Origin of the sequence: Pauljensenia sp. 20925_1_25, assembly GCF_041433955.1 — a bacterium.
Taxonomy (GTDB): Bacteria; Actinomycetota; Actinomycetes; order Actinomycetales; family Actinomycetaceae; genus Pauljensenia.
Genome location: NZ_JAPWCL010000003.1, coordinates 26,907 through 41,563, shown reverse-complemented (window position 1 = coordinate 41,563; position 14,657 = coordinate 26,907). Strand labels below are relative to the sequence as shown.

11 protein-coding genes are annotated in these 14,657 nt (G+C 64.4%); 6 read left to right on the top strand and 5 right to left on the bottom strand.

The window, feature by feature from the left end; all coding sequences use genetic code 11:
* Positions 1–24: 24 nt before the first annotated feature.
* From O3932_RS02415 to O3932_RS02390, 6 genes are all read left to right on the top strand, one after another.
* Positions 25–1,215, top strand: coding sequence for an N-acetylglucosamine-6-phosphate deacetylase (locus O3932_RS02415; RefSeq protein ID WP_371535954.1), 1,191 nt, complete (start codon positions 25–27; stop codon positions 1,213–1,215).
* A gap of 50 nt (positions 1,216–1,265) precedes the next feature.
* Complete coding sequence (locus O3932_RS02410; protein WP_009648821.1) at positions 1,266–1,508, top strand: hypothetical protein; 243 nt, start codon at positions 1,266–1,268, stop codon at positions 1,506–1,508.
* Positions 1,509–1,659: 151 nt separating this feature from the next.
* Entirely contained in the window at positions 1,660–3,180 is a 1,521-nt protein-coding gene (locus tag O3932_RS02405) for a hypothetical protein (protein WP_371536071.1), read from the top strand.
* Entirely contained in the window at positions 3,180–4,181 is a 1,002-nt protein-coding gene (locus O3932_RS02400; protein ID WP_009648784.1) for a hypothetical protein, read from the top strand. Before O3932_RS02405 ends, O3932_RS02400 begins: the two co-directional genes overlap by 1 nt.
* 98 nt (positions 4,182–4,279) lie before the next feature.
* Positions 4,280–5,185, top strand: a complete 906-nt coding sequence (locus O3932_RS02395; protein ID WP_371535951.1) for a tetratricopeptide repeat protein — start codon at positions 4,280–4,282, stop codon at positions 5,183–5,185.
* A gap of 697 nt (positions 5,186–5,882) precedes the next feature.
* Positions 5,883–6,095: a cation transporter gene (locus O3932_RS02390; RefSeq protein ID WP_366101629.1), complete on the top strand. Its 213-nt coding sequence runs from the start codon at positions 5,883–5,885 to the stop codon at positions 6,093–6,095.
* 143 nt (positions 6,096–6,238) lie between these two features.
* On the opposite strand, the gene glgB is transcribed toward O3932_RS02390, so the two are convergent.
* The 5 genes from glgB to glgX form a co-directional block, all read right to left on the bottom strand.
* Positions 6,239–8,434 (bottom strand): 1,4-alpha-glucan branching protein GlgB, encoded by a 2,196-nt coding sequence (gene glgB / locus O3932_RS02385; protein WP_371535948.1) that lies wholly within the window; start codon positions 8,432–8,434, stop codon positions 6,239–6,241.
* Positions 8,435–8,601: 167 nt separating this feature from the next.
* Positions 8,602–10,644, bottom strand: a complete 2,043-nt coding sequence (locus O3932_RS02380) for a maltotransferase domain-containing protein (RefSeq protein ID WP_009648807.1) — start codon at positions 10,642–10,644, stop codon at positions 8,602–8,604.
* A gap of 181 nt (positions 10,645–10,825) precedes the next feature.
* Positions 10,826–11,083, bottom strand: coding sequence for a hypothetical protein (locus tag O3932_RS02375; protein WP_296504576.1), 258 nt, complete (start codon positions 11,081–11,083; stop codon positions 10,826–10,828).
* Positions 11,084–11,113: 30 nt separating this feature from the next.
* Entirely contained in the window at positions 11,114–12,214 is a 1,101-nt protein-coding gene (trpS, locus tag O3932_RS02370; protein WP_296504574.1) for a tryptophan--tRNA ligase, read from the bottom strand.
* 47 nt (positions 12,215–12,261) lie between these two features.
* Positions 12,262–14,550: a glycogen debranching protein GlgX gene (glgX, locus tag O3932_RS02365; protein WP_371535945.1), complete on the bottom strand. Its 2,289-nt coding sequence runs from the start codon at positions 14,548–14,550 to the stop codon at positions 12,262–12,264.
* Positions 14,551–14,657 lie beyond the last annotated feature (107 nt).

The window sequence follows — 14,657 nt, the reverse complement described above, 5'->3', positions numbered from 1 at the left end:
GTCAGGTGTGCCACAATGAAGGTCATGACTGATTCTGTGCTGCGTGGCCGCCTGGTTCTCGAAAACTCGATTGTTGATGACGGAATTATCGAGATTGACGGCTCGACTATTACCCGTGTCTGCCCCGTATCCGACTATGACGGTGAGCTTCCCGAGGCCACCGATTCGACATTCCTGCCCGGCCTCGTCGATGTGCATTGCCACGGCGGGGGCGGCGAGTCCTTCCCGAACGCCGAGACAGCCGAGGCAGCGCTCGTCGCCGTCAAGGAACACCGCCGCCACGGCACAACGACCCTCGTTGCCTCGTGCGTGACTGCGTCTGCCGAGGTGTTGCGCGCCCGTGCCAAGACGCTCGCTCAGCTCGCCGCCGCTGGCGAGATCGCCGGCATCCACTTCGAGGGTCCCTTCGTCTCCCATGAGCGCTGCGGTGCTCAGGATCCGACGTACATCATCGATCCTGACGCTGATCTGACCCGCACTCTTCTGGAGGACTGCCAGGGGTACGCCCTGTCGATGACCCTTGCCCCCGAGAAACCGAACGCCTATGGGGCCGGCTCCGTTGCCGAAGCGCTCATTGATGGAGGAGCGCTGCCCTCGTGGGGACACACCGACTCCAATTCGACGAAGGCACGTGAGGCACTGGCCTACTCGCGCGAGCGCTTCGCTCAGGTGCAGACCAAGCGCGGACCTCGCGCGACGATCACGCACCTCTTTAACGGCATGCGCCCGCTGCACCACCGCGACACTGGCCCCATCGCCGAGTTCCTCTCGGATGCGGCGCGGGGAGGTGCTGTCGCCGAGCTGATTTGCGACTCGATCCACGTCGATCCAACGCTCGTGCGAGACGTCTACGAAATGGTGGGTCGCGATCACGTCGTCTTTATTACCGACGCGATGGCGGCGGCTGGTATGGCTGATGGCGCGTACACGCTGGGTCCGCAGGATGTCGTCGTCAAGGACGGGGTTGCCCGCCTGGCGCAGGGCAATGCGATTGCAGGAGGCACCGCTCACCTCCTGGACTGCGTCCGCGTGGCCGTGACGAAGGGCGGTATCCCGCTCGTGGACGCGGTCTACATGGCGTCGGCGCAGGGGGCAGCCATCCTAGGCGACGACACCGTGGGCATGCTCTCGCCCGGAAAGAAGGCTGACATTGTCGAGGTCGACAAGGAGCTGAACGTGCGCCGCGTGTTCCGCCGTGGCACTGTGGTTGCGTGAGAGGTAAACGAAGCAAGAAACGGCCGTGGGGCGAGGCGCGTCCACTCCAGATGGACCGCCTCGCCTCCGTGCCGCGCACGGAGCGAGGCCCGGACGGAGGCGACTACCAGGTTCGTCGTCTGCCCAGTGCGGTCAAGGAATACACCTGCCCCGCGTGCCTGCGTCCCATCCCGAGGGGAACGCCGCATGTTGTGGCGTGGCCCGAGGAAGCCCCCTTCGGTTTGCCGCAGGGTGTTGAGGGCCGTCGGCATTGGCACTCCGAATGCTGGCGGCGTGGGCTTCGACCCCTGTGAAATGAAATGTGATGTATCACTGCCTCGCCTGCGAATGCGCCTGTTCACTGGGTTTGCACGTAAAGTGGGGGCTGAAGAATGCCCGCAGTGTGGGCGTTGGATCTGAGGAGCTACCGTGGAACTCTTAAAGCGATACGTGGCGGCATCGTCGATGGGCGCTGTCGCACTCGTATGCATCCTTATTGGGCTGCTCGGCGTGACCGTGCTACGGCCGCCGGCGCAGCAGGTCTCAACGGTGGAATCCGCGACGGACCTGATCATGACGCGTGACAATGTGTTGTCGATCGTCAAGGATGACGTCACGGTGACCGCCACGTCGAAGTCGGGTGCCCCCGTCACGCTCGTGATCGGCACCTCGCAGGACGCGAAGGGCTGGATCGGCAATGCAGCCTACACCGAGGTCATCGGCGTCGAGGCTGATCGCACCAAGCTGAAGGCGGAATCGCATGCCGCGAACGGAACCGGCATGGTGAACCCGAACGCTCAGAATGCTGTGCAGTCCGGTGCACAGCCCCTTGATGACCCGACCTCAGCGCAGCTGGCCGATCAGCTGGCGAAGTCGCCCATGTGGTTCAAGCAGGAGAGCGGCACGGGTAGTGTCTCCCTCGATCTCGAAAACGTTCCCAGCGGGCGGTCGGCTGTCGCTGCCTCCGCGGGTGGCCCCGGTGATCTGACGTTCACGCTGACGTGGCAGGTCGAGCAGGTGAACCTGCTGGCGATCATCGCATTCCTGACTGCTGCGTTCTTCGCCCTCCTGGCCTTTGCTCTCTTCCTGACGCGCTGGCAGCTGCTGCGCCTGCGTAAGATCCGCGCACAGCGCATTGAGGAGCGCCGCAAGGCCGACACCCTGGACACCTCCACGATCGACGCGGCTGAGGTGGCTGAGATGGTTGCCGCCGCCCGCGAGTCTGGTTCCCGCGCTGCCCACGCCCCCGCTGTCTCGGAGCCCCCGCTCGCGCCGCCCCCCGCTGCGGAACCCGCCGTCGATGAGACCGCCGCAGACGAACCCGTCGTCGCTGACGATGACGAGGCCGTGGCATACACATCCGAGGATGCTCAGTACGAGGAGATCGAGGATAGTACCCAGCAACAGGCTGCTCCAGCGTGGGGCGCTGCCGCCTTCGCGTCTTCAACCGGCCGAGCCCCTGCCTCGGAGAGGACACGCGACGAACTGCCCGCTCGGGACAACGCAGTCCGTGAACCTCTTCCGCTACGCTCGACGAGGGATAAGTCCATCGTCCGCGCGTCCATTGTTGGTGTCCCCGCCCCGGATATCAGCGCCCTGTCCGCACCCGACTATGTACCGGATCCGATGATGGACACCTTCGAGCGCCGCGGCCGACACGGTCTCGACGCCGGCCCCTTCGACGTGGATCCCCCGGAGCGCGCGACGACGGATACCGGTGTCATCGACCTGTCGGGCATCCGCGGAGGCCGTAACCTGCCCTCGCGGCGCGCTCTGCGTGAGGCGCGCAACAACGGTGAAGAGGTCGTCGTCGTGGACGGCCAGGAATTCAACACCGGTCTGATTCCGGTCACGCGCCCGCGTACCACCGAGGTGCAGGCCCCCCCGCCTGCACCCACGTCCGCTCCTGACGATGACGCGTCGGCGACCGGAGGCTGGACCTCGATTATGTCCGGCTGGCTCAAGGACCGTCAGGAAGGACAGTGATGAAAAGACGGACCCTCGCGGCTGCTACCGCCGCCCTGCTCATGACTTCTGCGCTCGGCATGAGTGCCTGCTCGAGTGAGCTTGTCGCCCAGTCGGGCAGTAGCTCCGCGCAGAGCGCCGCGAACCTGGACCACGAGCGCATTTCGTCCGTGCTCGAGACGGTTGGCGGCGTGATGGCGACGGCTGACGCTTCGCTGAACGCTGCCGACCTCGGCGATCAGGTGACCAAGGGTGCACTGGAGATGCGTACCGCGCAGTACGCGCTGGCGAACGCGAACGGCCAGGCGTTGCCGCCTTTGGACTTCGAACCGACGTCGCTGGCCATCACGAACTCGGATTCGTGGCCGCGCGCGATTTTTAATATCTCTGATACGTCCTCGACGGCGCTGCCCGTCCTTGAGGTCTATGTGCAGGACTCTGCGCGTTCGGACTACAAGCTCACGAACTATGCGCGCCTGCTCGGCGGCACGCATCTGACCCTGCCGTCTGTCGGTACTGGATCGGCATACGTCACCGGAGACTCGCAGGGCTTCACGGTTACCCCCGACACCGCTCTTGCGCAGTACATCACGATGCTGAACTCCGGCACCCAGGATACGACGCAGTTCGTGGCCGACGACTTCACCAAGCAGACGCTGCAGCAGGTGAGCGACCTCAATTCGTCGGTGAGCAGCGCCGGATCCGTGACCATGGCGGCCAGCGCGACGAGCTACCCGATCTCGGGCTTGGTCCTGCAGGATGGCTCGGCTCTGGTCGCAGCGAACGTCAAGTACACGCTGACCTATCAGCGTACGGTTGCCGGTTCGACGATGAACCTCGCCGGAAATACCGCCGCACTCAGTCCCAGCGGGACGAAGGTGGAAGGTACCGCGACCGCCGACTGCATCGCGACGATCATTATGCGTATCCCCTCGCAGAAGGCGGGCGGAAACGTGCAGATCGTCGGTGGCGAGCGAGCGATCACCAAGGTCGCGCTGGATCCGTCCAACAGTCCGGGCTGAGTTTCACCCATAGCGCACACGTCGTCCCCACGCCGATTGGCGTGGGGACGGCGCTTATCATCGTTTGAGGATAGCTACGCGTTCTCGAGAGGACCACTATGAACACGCCTGACCCCCGCATCGGTGCCCCTGAAGCGACCGTGATTCCCGCCGATTCACACGGGGCCGTTGACCTGTCGGCACGCGCGAGCGCACCCGCAGCCGAGGACGCGGCCGCGCCCTCGGGGGAGGGGCTGCACATCCCGCTGATTACCACGACGGATGAGGAGAACTTCCAGGACGTCATGTCCACCTCCCAGGCCGTGCCGGTCATCATGGTCATGTGGTCGCCGCGCTCGCTTGAATCGAAGCCCGCGCTGGCCATGCTTGAGGAGATCACGCGCGAGCATGCGGGTGCCTTCCAGCTCGTTGAGGTGGATATTGACAAGGCTCCTGCCATTGCTCAGGCCTTCCAGATCCAGACCGTTCCCACGGTCGTTGCTCTCGTCGGCGGTCGCCCGGTGCCGCTCTTCCAGGGTGGCGCGTCCAAGGAGCAGGTCCTCCCGGTCGTCTCTCAGTTGCTCGAGGCTTCGGCGCAGATGGGCATCACCGCGCGCATCGCGGTTGCAGCTGAGGATACCGCCGCGCCCATTCCCCCCGAGCATGAGGCACCGCTGGCCGCGGAGGAGGCCGGCAACCTCGATGAGGCGATCACCCTGTGGGAGCGCGTCGTCGAGCTGAACCCGCGCGACGAGGATGCGAAGTCTCACCTGTCCCGCGTGCGTTTCGCTGCGCGTGCCTATGGCGAGCAGAACGCTGACGACCCGGCCTCTCGCGCTGATGCACTCTTCGCGGCAGGTGACGCAGCCGGAGCTTTCGATGTGCTCCTCGAACTCCTTGCCGCCACCACGGACGCTGAGGAACGTGACGCGTTGCGCCTGCGGCTCCTCGACCTCTTCCGTGTCGCAGGCTCGTCCCCCGAGGTTTCCAAGGCACGTACGCGCCTGGCGATGCTCCTCATGTGATACCGACGCGCGCCTGAGATACGCGCGCCAAGCACGCAACGGACGAGGCCGGAGCAGGAATCCCTGCCCCGGCCTCGTCCGTGTCTCGAGGAACGCTTAATCAGCGCGCCTGGGAGGTAGGCACCAGCCACAAGGCACCCAGCGGCGGCACGCGCGGCTGTAGTGAGAGGGGGAATCGTCGCATGAGCGATACCTGACTCAGCGAAAGGACGTGAAAATATGAACAAGACTATGAACGTTCTCTTGACATAGGGTCTGGCAGGCTATCGCAGTGAGTGGTGTGTGACTCTGGGATATGCATGAATGTGAAGTAGGGTCAAGTGACTGGCAAGTGGGTTTGGATGATGTCTTGTATAGAAATTAGGTGATGTGAGAGAGAAAGGTGTCAAGTTTCGAGGATATGTCATGAAAGCTTCTTGACACCTTATAGAATATCTTGTTAAAGTAAAAGTGACAACGAGGTTCGAAGGGGGATAGTTGATATGAAAATGCGTCCCTTCGTCGGTGTTTGTCTTGTCGTGGGCATGATGGGTGTTGTCGTGTCGGCGAGTGCTTCGGTGCATACTGCTTCGCCTCGTAGCATTCTGAAGTACTGCGTCTACTACTCGGAGAGTGGACACTGCGTCGACTGGTACCCCAATCAGTGGACATGCCAGAACAACTGGAATCATCCTCATGAGGATTACCAGATTGCGCAATGCCTGGCTTGGTTGGGCTATGGCTCGAGGGGGTAACTTCGGTGAAGTGGTTCATTATCGCTACCGTCTTCGTTGTAGTTGTCGTGTGGTACGGATGGCATTCCACGCACAACGAACTGACAAAGAAGATCGACCGAGAGTCCGACCCGGAGATCAGAAGCGAACTCATCAAGCTACAGGGGCAGATAGACCGGGGGAGGGCAGGCTTCTAAACCCCGTCCGCGCGTACGCGCCTGGCGATGCTCCTCATGTGATACCGACGCGCGCCTTGAGATACGCGCACCAAGCACGCAACGAACGAGGCCGGAGCAGGAATCCCTGCCCCGGCCTCGTCCGTGTCTCGAGGAATGCTCGATCAGCGCGCCTGGGAGGCGGGCACCAGCCACAAGGCACCCAGCGGCGGCACGCGCAGCTGAGCGGAGACCGGGCGCCCGTTCCACGGGGTGTCCTCCGCGATGATCGTGCCGACGTTGACCACGCCGGATCCGCCGAACTCCTCGGCGTCCGTGTTCAGGATCTCGACCCACTCGCCGCCGAACGGCAGGCCCACGCGGTAGCCCTCGTGCGGGTTACCAGCGAAGTTCGAGACGCACACGACGACCTCACGGTTGCCGTCGGCGTCAGTACCCTTACGCAGGTAGGAGATCAGGTTGTGATCGCCGTCTGAGGCATCGATCCACTCGAAGCCCGTGTAGTCGTCGTCCCACATTGCGGGGGAGTTCGCGTAAATCTTGTTGAGGCGCTCCACCAGCGCAGCGACACCGGCGTGGCCCTCCTGATCCAGCAGCCACCAGTCGAGGGAGTAGGACTCGTTCCACTCCTGCTCCTGGCCGATCTCCTGGCCCATGAAGAGGAGCTGCTTGCCGGGGTGACTCCACTGGTAGGCGTACAGGGAACGCAGACCAGCCAGACGCTGCCACTTGTCGCCGGGCATCTTCGAAATCAGCGAACCCTTACCGTGCACGACCTCGTCGTGCGACAGCGGGAGCACGTAGTTCTCGGAGAAGGCGTACACCAGAGAGAAGGTAAGCTCGCCGTGGTGCCAGCGGCGGTTGACTGGATCCTCACTGAGGTAGCGCAGAGTGTCGTTCATCCAGCCCATATTCCACTTCATGCCGTAGCCGAGGCCACCGCCGGACGTCGGGGCAGTCACGCCGGGCCACGCCGTGGACTCCTCGGCGATCATGACGATGCCGGGGTGACGACGGTACGCGGTCGCGTTCGCTTCCTGAATGAAGTCGATGGCCTCCAGGTTCTCGCGGCCACCGTACTGGTTAGGACGCCACTGGCCGTCCTTGCGCGAGTAATCCAGGTACAGCATCGAGGCCACAGCGTCAACGCGCAGACCGTCGACGTGGAAGTCCTCAAGCCAGTACAGGGCGTTGGCAACCAGGAAGTTGCGCACCTCGCGGCGGCCGAAGTTGAAGACGTAGGTGCCCCAGTCGGGGTGCTCGCCGCGCAGCGGGTCCGGATCCTCATACAGTGGGGTGCCATCGAAGCGCGCCAGGGCGAAGTCATCCTTCGGGAAGTGGGCGGGCACCCAGTCCAGGATGACGCCGATGCCCGCGCGGTGGAAGGCATCCACCAGGTAACGGAAGTCATCCGGCGTGCCGTAGCGTGAGGTGGGAGCGTAGTAGGAGGTCACCTGGTAGCCCCAGGAACCACCGAAGGGGTGCTCAGCCAGCGGCATGAACTCCACGTGCGTGAAGCCCATCTGCTTGACGTAGGGGACCAGCTCGTCGGCCAGCTCGCGGTAGCCCAGGCCCTGACGCCACGAACCCGCGTGGACCTCGTAGATGGACATGGGGCCGGAGTGAGGGTTGCGGTCCTTGCGGGTAGACATCCACTCGTCGTCGGTCCACTCGTGGAAGTAGTCGGTGACGACCGAGGCCGTGGCCGGGGGAATCTCCGTGGCGCGAGCCAGCGGGTCGGCCTTCTGGAACCAGTTGCCGCCGGGACCCTGGATCTCGAACTTGTAGCGCATGCCGACGCCGACGCCGGGGACGAAAATCTCCCAGATGCCGGAGGAACCCAGCGACCGCATGGAGGTAGCCACGCCGTCCCAGAAGTTGAACTCGCCGACGACGCGCACGGCGCGCGCGTTGGGGGCCCACACGGCGAAGGCAGTACCGGTGGTTTCGCCCAGCTCGTCAGTGTAGGTCTTCACATGGGCACCGAGGACGTGCCACAGATTCTCATGGCGGCCCTCAGAGATGAGGTAGGTGTCCATCTCGCCCAGGGTCGGCAGGTAACGGTAGGGGTCGTCGCGAACGGTGGTGTCGTCGCCGTAGGTGACGGACACGCGGTAAGGGGGGATCTCCTTGCCGGGCAGAACCGCGACCCAAATGCCGCCACGCTCATGGGTGGCAGCGTAAGCACCGGTCGGTGTGATGATGTCGACCGCGTCGGCCAGGCGAGCCATGGTGCGGACGGTGACACCAGCCTCACCCAGATGAGCGCCGAGCACAGAGTGCGGCGAATAGTAAGAGCCTGAGGCAACGGCGTCGAGAATGTCGTCATTGACCTGAATCGGCGTTAGTTCGCAGCTCATGGATTGTCCTTACTCCAGATGGTGTGAACTGCTTAGTTCACTGTCGTGTTTATAGTCTATCGTTTGCCCAGCAAAAATGGGAGCCGGGTCTCAATCAGGTGGTCGATTTTGACGGAGTGCGCCCGCTCGGTGTAGGTGGGTGGCCACACCGAGCGGGAGCAGCGACGTTAGGCCTGCGACCAGGGCGAGGAATGGGCGGGTTCGACCTTGAAGACGTGGCCAAGGCGCGTCACGGGGGACAGCTCCACCCAGTTAGACGAACCCCACACGTAGGAGTGCCCATCGAGTTCGTCGACGACGGTGATGTGGCCGCCCGGCGTGGCCAGGCCCATCTCCTCCAGGTCCAGGTAGACCGCACCGTCGACGCCCTCGTGCGGATCCAGCGAGATCACGCAGATGACGGTATCCGGGTTGCCGTCTTCAGTGAACTTGCCGGGCACCTGACGCGAGAACGCGATGAGACGATCCGAGGAGGTCGGGTGGATGCGGATCTGGTGTAGCTGACGCAGTGCCGGGTGCTTGGCGCGCGCGGCGTTGAGCAGCGTAAACAAGCGAGAGATGCCGATCGGCTCGGCGTCCTCCCAGTGACGCGGACGGTACTCGTACTTCTCGTTGTCGTTGGGTTCCTGGAAGGCACCACGCGGTACGTTTTCGACGAACTCGTAACCCGAGTAAATGCCCCACGTGGGCGCACCCAGCGCGGCGAGCATGGCGCGGATTGCGAAGATCGCAGTGCCGCCGTCCCACATCTGCGGGGTGAGGATATCGTGCGTGGTCGGCCAGAAAGCAGGGCGCATGAGGTGCGCGGTCTCCTGGGAGATCTGCACCAAGTACTCCTCGATCTCCTGCTTGTACGTCCTCCACGCGAAGTAGGTGTAGGACTGGTCGAAGCCGATTGCGCCAAGGGTGCGCATCATGGCAGGGCGCGTGAAGGCCTCGGCCAGGAAGAGCGTGCCCGGGTACTGCGCCTTGATGTCGGCGAGCAGGCGCTCCCAGAAGGGGATTGGCTTCGTGTGCGGGTTGTCGACGCGGAAGATCGTCACGCCGTGGTTGATCCACAGTTCGATGACGTCACGCACCGCCTGGTAGATGCCCTCCGGGTCGTTGTCGAAGTTCAACGGATAGATGTCCTGATACTTCTTCGGGGGGTTCTCCGCGTACGCGATCGTGCCATCGGCGCGCGTCGTGAACCACTCGGGGTGCTCGGTGACCCACGGGTGGTCGGGGGAGCACTGGAGGGCTAGGTCGAGCGCCACCTCCATGCCCAGGCCTCGGGCGCGTTCGACGAAACGGTCGAAGTCATCGAAGGTACCCAGATCCGGGTGGATGGCGTCGTGCCCTCCCTCGGGCGCGCCGATCCCATAGGGGGAACCTGGGTCACCGGGGGCTGCGATCAGGGAGTTGTTCTTGCCCTTACGGAACGTCGTGCCAATCGGGTGGATCGGCGTCAGGTAGACAACGTCGAAGCCCATGTCGGCGATGCGTGGCAGGTCCTCGGCGGCATTCGCAAGCGTGCCGGACACCCAGGAGCCGTCGGGGTTCTGGTAGGCACCCGCCGAGCGTGGGAAAATCTCGTACCACGCGCCGGCGAGGGCCTTGGTACGGGCCACGTCGAGCGGGTAGACGCGGGAGGAATCAAGCAGATCCCGCAGCGGGTGGTCGCGGAAGACCAGGCGGATGCGTGAAGAGATACCGGCGGACAGACGCTGCTGGGGGGAATGCGAGCTGTCGCGCAGGCGACGCGCGGCGTCATGCAGGGCCTCGATGTCAGCGTCCGACGGGGGACGCTGACTCGGGTTATGGAAGGCGTTGCCGGCGGCAGCGCGTTCCATGAGGCGCGCGCCCTCCTCCAGCATCAGCTCGACGTCGACACCGGCGCCGACCTTGACGGCTGCGTCGTGACGCCAGGTGGAGTAGGGGTCCGACCAGGAATCCACGCGGAACGACCACGCGCCGGGAGCGTCGGGGGCCACCCAGGCCTCGTAACGGTCCAGGCCGGGGGCAATATCGACCATGCGGGTACGGGAGTATTCACCTCCGTCCGGGCGCAGAAGGACGGCCTCGGCGGCGAATGCGTCGTGTCCTTCGCGGAACACGGTTGCACGAATGGGGAAAGGTTCGCCTTCGGTCGCCTTAGCGGGAAGCGTTCCGTCCTCGATGACGGGGAACACTTCGATGATCGGGATACGGGGCAACAGTTTCTCGCTCACATGTCCAACCCTAACCTATGGACCGACCTGCGCATAGGCGAAGATCACACCCCGGGATGTGACCGATCTCCTAGGTGTGTTGTGCGTGCTCAGAGTGTCGTGCGAGTCGCCAATAAATCAGGGCGGCACCCGAGTGATTCGGATGCCGCCCCCACAAGGACGCTTGCCGTGCGCCTCGACGTTACATGCTCGAGTCCGGGAGCGACGCCATGATCGCTGCGCCGAAGAGAACGAAGAAAAGAACCGCCACGAGTCCGCAGATAATCTGCCAGATGAGTGCGGCGCGCGCGAAGTTCCGCTTGGCGGGGGAGCCGCCGGAGCCGAGCGCAAGCACCAGCAGGTAGACGAAGCCGACCAGAGGAAGACCCATCAGGAAGAGGGTGAGCATCCAGCCGCCGATGGAATCGTCGGGGTGCTCAGGGAACTGGTTGTATGCCATGGTGCCTCCTAAGGAGAGTTGTGCGTGGGATTAATAGTTCATCTGCATCGCGGTGCGGACCTCAGACAGGGTTTGATCAGCCTGTTCGTTGGCGCGCTCGTTGCCGGCGTGCAGGATGGACAGCAGGTAGTCCTCGTTTGCGATGAGCTCGGCGCGGCGCTCGCGCAGGGGAGCAAGCATCTCGTTGAGGGACTCGGTGACGAGGGCCTTCAGGGTGCCCGCGCCCGCGTCGCCGATACGGTCCGCGATCACTTCGGGCGCATCGCCCGTAGCCAGGGATGCCAGCATGAGGAGATTGGAGACCTCGGGGCGGCCAGCGGGATCGAAGGTGATACGGCGCTCGGCGTCCGTCTTTGCCTTCTTCAGGATCTTCGCGGTCTCGTCGGCGGTCATGCGCAGCTCGATGGTGTTGCCGCGCGACTTCGACATCTTCTGGCCGTCCGTGCCCAGCAGCAGCGGGACCTCGGACAGGAGGGCCTCCGGGCGTGGGAACACGGGACGCTCGGGAGTGGCGCGGCCGTAACGCTTGTCGAAGCGCTGGGCGATGAGGCGAGCCTGCTCCAGGTGGGGGAGCTGGTCCTGGCCCACGGGCACAATGTTGGCCTTGCAGAACAGGATGTCGGCGGCCTGGTGGACCGGGTAGGTGAGCATGAGGCCCGTCATCGCGCGGCCCTCGGTGGCCTCCAGCTCGGCCTTCACGGTCGGGTTGCGGTGCAACTCCGACTCGGTGACGAGCGAGAGGAAGGGCAGCATCAGCTGATTGAGGGCCGGGACTGCCGAGTGGTTGAAGATCGTGGAGTGCTCCGGATCGATACCCGCGGCCAGGTAGTCAGCGACGAGGCCGAGGACGCGCTCACGGATCGGTCCCACGCCGTCGCGGTCGGTGATCACCTGGTAGTCGGCGACCAGAACCCAGGTCTCAACCCCGCGGTTCTGCAGCAACACGCGGTTGCGCAGGGTGCCGAAGTAGTGGCCCAGGTGCAGGTGGCCGGTCGGACGGTCACCCGTGAGGATGCGGAAACGCGACGGATCCTGGTCGATCGCCAGATCGATCTCGGCGCTGCGGGCCTTCGAGCGGGCCAGCGAGGCATCAGAGGTTGCGGTTTCCAGGGCATCTTCACTGCGAGTCATGCGTTGATCCTAACGAGTGGAAGGGGGGAAAGAAAAGTCGGGGCGCGTCAGTGTTCGGGCTGAAACGCGATGTCGGAGAGCAGGATCGTCACGGACAAAGCCTCAATCGTCAGCGTGGTACGAGGCATGACGTGCTCGACTTCAATGGAGAGTTCATTCGGGTCGAGCGAGGAGCTGACGCCGCCGTCCGCGGGGGTTTCCCACACGGTGGAGTAGGCGATGAGCCAGTCCAGGTCGTGGCCCTCGGGCAGTGTCACTTGCGCGTCGTCGAGGTTCGCGTTGATGATGATGAGAGCGTCGCGGTCGCCCCATTTGACGCCCGAGCGCAGCATCTGGAACGTGCGGTGGCGCGAATCCGTCCAGCCGTAATCCGGCATGCGGGTGCCCTGGGCGGTGTACCACGACAGGTCGGGGAGCGAGTCGCCGCCGTAGGGGTGGCCGGTCGCGAAGCTGTCGGGGCGCAGCACCGGGTGCGCCTTACGCAGGGCGATCAGCCAGGAGACGGCGTCGATCTGCGCTTGTTGTCCTTCGGCCAGATCCCAGTCGACCCACGAGATCGGGCTGTCTTGGCAGTAGGCGTTGTTGTTGCCGTTCTGGGTGCGCCCGAACTCGTCGCCGCCCGTGAGCATCGGCGTGCCTGAGGAGACGAACATGGTCGCCAGGATGTTGCGCTGCGAGCGGGCGCGCAGGCGCGCGATCGGCATGTTGGCGAGGATCGCGTAGGGGGTGGCGGCGTCCGGGTGGGTCGCGCCCGACGCGAGCGTTCCTTCGAGGCCGTGGTTCCACGAGCGGTTGTCATCGGAGCCGTCGCGGTTGTTCTCGAGATTGTCCTTGTTGTGCTTGCGGTCGTAGGCCGTCAGGTCGGCGAGCGTGAAGCCGTCGTGAGCGGTCACGAAGTTGATCGACGCGCGAGGTCCGCGCAGCCGACCGAGGCCGTGCTCGAAGACGTCCTGGGAGCCGGACAGGCGGGTCGCCAGGTCGTTGGGGCCCGAGACGATGTGGCCCGAGGCCTGGGCGCGCACGTCCGCGAGCCAGAAGTTACGCAGGGCACCGCGGTAGTGGTCGTTCCACTCGGAGAAGGGCACCGGGAAGTTGCCGGTCTGCCAGCCGCCGGGACCCACATCCCACGGTTCGGCGATGAGCTTCGTGTGGGTGAGGATGTCGTCCGTTGCCATCGCGATGAGGAGCGGGTGCATCGGGCTAAAGCCGGTGGAGAACCGGCCCAGCGTGGCGGCCAGGTCGAAACGGAATCCATCCACGCCCATGTCGCGCACCCAGTAGCGCAGGGAGTCCAGGACCATCTGGATGGTCTTGGGGTGGTCCATGTTCATCGTGTTGCCGGTGCCGGTCACGTCGATGGTCTGGATGGGGCGCGAGGTCGTATGGCGGTAGTACATGTCGGAGTCCAGGCCGCGCCACGACAGCGACGGGCCGGCGTCTCCGCCCTCGCACGTGTGGTTGTAGACGACGTCGAGGATGACCTCGATGCCCGCCTGATGCAGCAGGGAGACCATGCCGCGGAACTCGTCGACGACTGCCTGGGCTCCGCGGGCACGCGATTCGGCGGTCGCGTAGGAGGGCTCGGGGGCGAAGAAGGAGAGCGTCGAGTATCCCCAGTAGTTCGTGAGGCCTCGTTCGGTGAGGAAGGGTTCGTCGCACTTGGCGTGGATCGGCAGCAGCTCAACGGCGGTGATGCCCAGGTCCTTCAGGTAGGACACGGAGGCGGGGTGGGCGAGGCCAGCGTAGGTCCCGCGCAGCGGCTCGGGCACTCCCGGCATGTTCTTCGTGAAGCCCTTGACGTGGATCTCGTAGATCACCGTGGTTTCCCAGGGCATGCGGGGCTGAGGAATGATCGGGAACGAGGATTCGACCACGACCGAGCGCGGCATGTGCGGTGCGGAGTCGAGGGGAGAGCGGCGCATCGGGTACTCCGACGGGTACAGGTCGTCGTCTACGCAGTGCGCGTACACCGCCGGCTTCAGGTCCACGACGCCGTCCACGCCTCGACCGTAGGGGTCCAGCAGGAGCTTGTGGGAGTTGAAGAATTTTCCGCTGTCCGGGTCCCACGTACCGTGTGCACGGAAGCCATAGCGCGTGCCCGCGCCGTATCCGGGGATGTGGCCGTGCCAGACGCCCGTCTTCGGACCCAGGAGGGCGAAGCGTGTCTCAGCCCCAGCCTCGTCAAAGATGCACATATCCACGGAGGAAGCACCGCGTGCGATCACCGCGACGTCGAGGCCGTCACCCGATGGGTGAACGCCCAAGCGCGTGGGCAGCGGGTTAGGTTCAGTGACGCGCCTTGTGGGAGCGTGGGACGAGCCGGATCGCTCGGACATACAATTGTGCCTCTTCCTGGTGAACGGCTGGTCAAGCCGTTACGTCGTGGATATAGCCTCCTCCTATCATACGGGACCACTCACATGCCGGTCGGATTGATGGGAAG

Bases quoted from the DNA above. Each gene is read 5' to 3' on its own strand.
- trpS (WP_296504574.1), bottom strand. From the start codon at position 12,214: ATGACTCGCAGTGAAGATGCCCTGGAAACCGCAACCTCTGATGCCTCG.
- O3932_RS02375 (WP_296504576.1), bottom strand. From the start codon at position 11,083: ATGGCATACAACCAGTTCCCTGAGCACCCCGACGATTCCATCGGCGGC.
- O3932_RS02415 (WP_371535954.1), top strand. From the start codon at position 25: ATGACTGATTCTGTGCTGCGTGGCCGCCTGGTTCTCGAAAACTCGATT.
- O3932_RS02400 (WP_009648784.1), top strand. From the start codon at position 3,180: ATGAAAAGACGGACCCTCGCGGCTGCTACCGCCGCCCTGCTCATGACT.
- O3932_RS02405 (WP_371536071.1), top strand. From the start codon at position 1,660: ATGGGCGCTGTCGCACTCGTATGCATCCTTATTGGGCTGCTCGGCGTG.
- O3932_RS02390 (WP_366101629.1), top strand. From the start codon at position 5,883: ATGCCTGGCTTGGTTGGGCTATGGCTCGAGGGGGTAACTTCGGTGAAG.
- glgB (WP_371535948.1), bottom strand. From the start codon at position 8,434: ATGAGCTGCGAACTAACGCCGATTCAGGTCAATGACGACATTCTCGAC.
- O3932_RS02395 (WP_371535951.1), top strand. From the start codon at position 4,280: ATGAACACGCCTGACCCCCGCATCGGTGCCCCTGAAGCGACCGTGATT.
- glgX (WP_371535945.1), bottom strand. From the start codon at position 14,550: ATGTCCGAGCGATCCGGCTCGTCCCACGCTCCCACAAGGCGCGTCACT.
- O3932_RS02410 (WP_009648821.1), top strand. From the start codon at position 1,266: ATGGACCGCCTCGCCTCCGTGCCGCGCACGGAGCGAGGCCCGGACGGA.